Origin of the sequence: Bartonella sp. AP57NXGY, assembly GCF_042195805.1 — a bacterium.
Taxonomy (GTDB): Bacteria; Pseudomonadota; Alphaproteobacteria; order Rhizobiales; family Rhizobiaceae; genus Bartonella.
On record NZ_JBHIOZ010000191.1, the window covers coordinates 1 to 2,300 of the forward strand.

2 protein-coding genes are annotated in these 2,300 nt (G+C 35.5%); both read left to right on the forward strand.

The window, feature by feature from the left end; all coding sequences use genetic code 11:
* The first annotated feature begins 110 nt into the window (after nt 1–110).
* Nucleotides 111–689, forward strand: coding sequence for a hypothetical protein (locus ACFIL8_RS09310; RefSeq protein ID WP_375689551.1), 579 nt, complete (start codon nt 111–113; stop codon nt 687–689).
* Nucleotides 690–791: 102 nt separating this feature from the next.
* Nucleotides 792–1,571, forward strand: a complete 780-nt coding sequence (locus tag ACFIL8_RS09315) for a hypothetical protein (RefSeq protein ID WP_375689553.1) — start codon at nt 792–794, stop codon at nt 1,569–1,571.
* Nucleotides 1,572–2,300 lie beyond the last annotated feature (729 nt).

The following is a 2,300-nucleotide window of genomic DNA, read 5'->3' on the forward strand; positions in this document are numbered from 1 at the left end:
CAGCGAATATGAAAGTGATGCTGCGTAAATGACACGCGCGGGCGCGGCGGGGGCGCCCTCCTTTAAACATCTCATTTAAAAATTTAAATCTCTATAAAGGAATTGTGCTCATGCAAAAGAAGTTTGCACTCACAAATGAAACGCGTGTAATTAATAATCATACCCTTTATCGCATTAAAGCATTAAAAGACTTTTCTGATATCAAAGCAGGTACTTTAGGTGGCTTTATTGAAAAGGAAAGCAACCTCTCTCATGATGGGAATTGCTGGGTGTATGATGAGGCTCTTGTGTTTAAAAATGGTCACGTTTATGAAAATGCAAGAGTTTTTGGCAATGCTGTCACTTGTGGTCATATCTATGGTCATGCGCGGGTTTATGACAATGCTATCATTGCTGGCTATGTTTATGATAATGCCCATGTTTATGGCAATGCTGTTATTTCTGATAATTCCCATGTTTATGGTAATGCACATGTGTATGGCAAGGCTATTATTTATGATAATGCCTATGTTTATGACAATGCTAGGGTTTATGAAAATGCTCGTATAGCAAATAACGTACATGTTTATGAAAATGCCAATATTCATGGCATTGCTGTTATTCGTGAAAATGTCGGCGGGTCTACTAAAATAAAAACCTATACTGAACGTCTCTCTCCTTATGGTGAATTAGAGATTGTCTGGGTCTAATTAATAAAGCAGCGGCGGGCGCGGCGGGGGCGCCCCTCTTTCAAATTTTCCCATTCCAAATTTTATCAAATGTTTATCACATTAAATTGTGAGGGTATCTCTATGTGCAAAAAATACGAATTAACCAGTGAAATCAAAAAAATCAAACATGCTCTTACTCGAAATATTATAAACCTTTATCGCATTAAAGCTTTAAAAGATTTTGATGATGTACAGGCGGGGTCTTTAGGCGGCTTTATTGAAAAGGAAGTTAACCTATCCCATGATGGTAATTGCTGGGTGTATGATGAGGCTTGTGTCTATGGTCATGCAAGAGTGTATGAAAATGCAAAAATACGCCATTTTTCTCAAGTCTGTGGTCAAGTTTATGGCAATGCTGAGGTCTATGGAAAAGCTTTTATCTCTCAATATGCTAAAGTTTATGACCATGCTTTTGTCTATAGCAATGCTCATGTTTATGGCAATGTTTATGGGTATGCTCATGTGAATGGTAGTGCCCGCGTTCTTGCTGATGCTCATATTTATGATCATGCGCATGTTTCTTATGATGCTACGGTTTTTAGTTATGCACGCGTTTATGGTCATGCCAAGGTTTCTGGCTCGGCTTGTATTTATAGCCATGCAAAAATTTATAATTATGCTGTTATTAATGGTCGTGCTAAAATTTATGGCAAGGTTTATGGGAATGCTTGTGTGAGTGGCTCTTGTGAGATTTATGGCTCTGTTTTTGGCAATGCTAAAATCTCATATTGTGCAACGATCTGGGGGCGTGTTTATGGCAATGCAAAAATCAATAAAAAAAGCAAAGTAAGGTTGGTTCCAAAAAATTGTGAGGTGTATGAAAGGGATAATGTTGTCAATATAACTGATAAAACAGAATAAAGAACGGCGTGGGGGGCGTGCCTTCTTTATGGTGTATAAACGCATATAAAATGCATTGCTATAAACATATCATAAAAGAGAGAGTAACATAAAAAAAGCCGTGTCAAGTGATATGACGCGGCTTTCAAATAACGATTATAATGATAGAAAAATAATCATCCACAATGGAGTAATGAATGCATATATACAAAACGTATTATATTGCAAGCGCTCTATTGAGATATGAAAACTTATCAAAAGGAATGTAAATGATGCGTATGATCTTTAATCACTCTTTTGAATGGGAGAGCCTATAAATGCTTTTTGTTTCTCTCAAACGTATTAATCATAACGTCTTTATCTTTTAAAGAGATTCATTGAAAACAAAACCCATGATCATGATGCTTCTTTTAAAACGTTTCAATATACTAAGCTCAAAATCGAGCTGAGTGAATTCAAATAACGCATTCTATAAAATCAAAACGCTTGTTAGCTTTAACAAAACTCGTTTTTTACATTTACGAGTATTGGTTTTCAAAACAATCTCTCATAAGACAAATAAATAACCGCTTTTATCAAACGCAAGGCTTTAAAAACTGTTATAAACATCTGTTTCAAACGTTTAAACGTTCATTTAGAAAGGCTTTCATAAGTTTCTTTTAAACAGAACTTCTTTGCAAATTAATCGCTCTATATTTGTGCTCTGTACTTTTAAATGGTAACTTTTAAAACGTTTTTTAGTACCATATC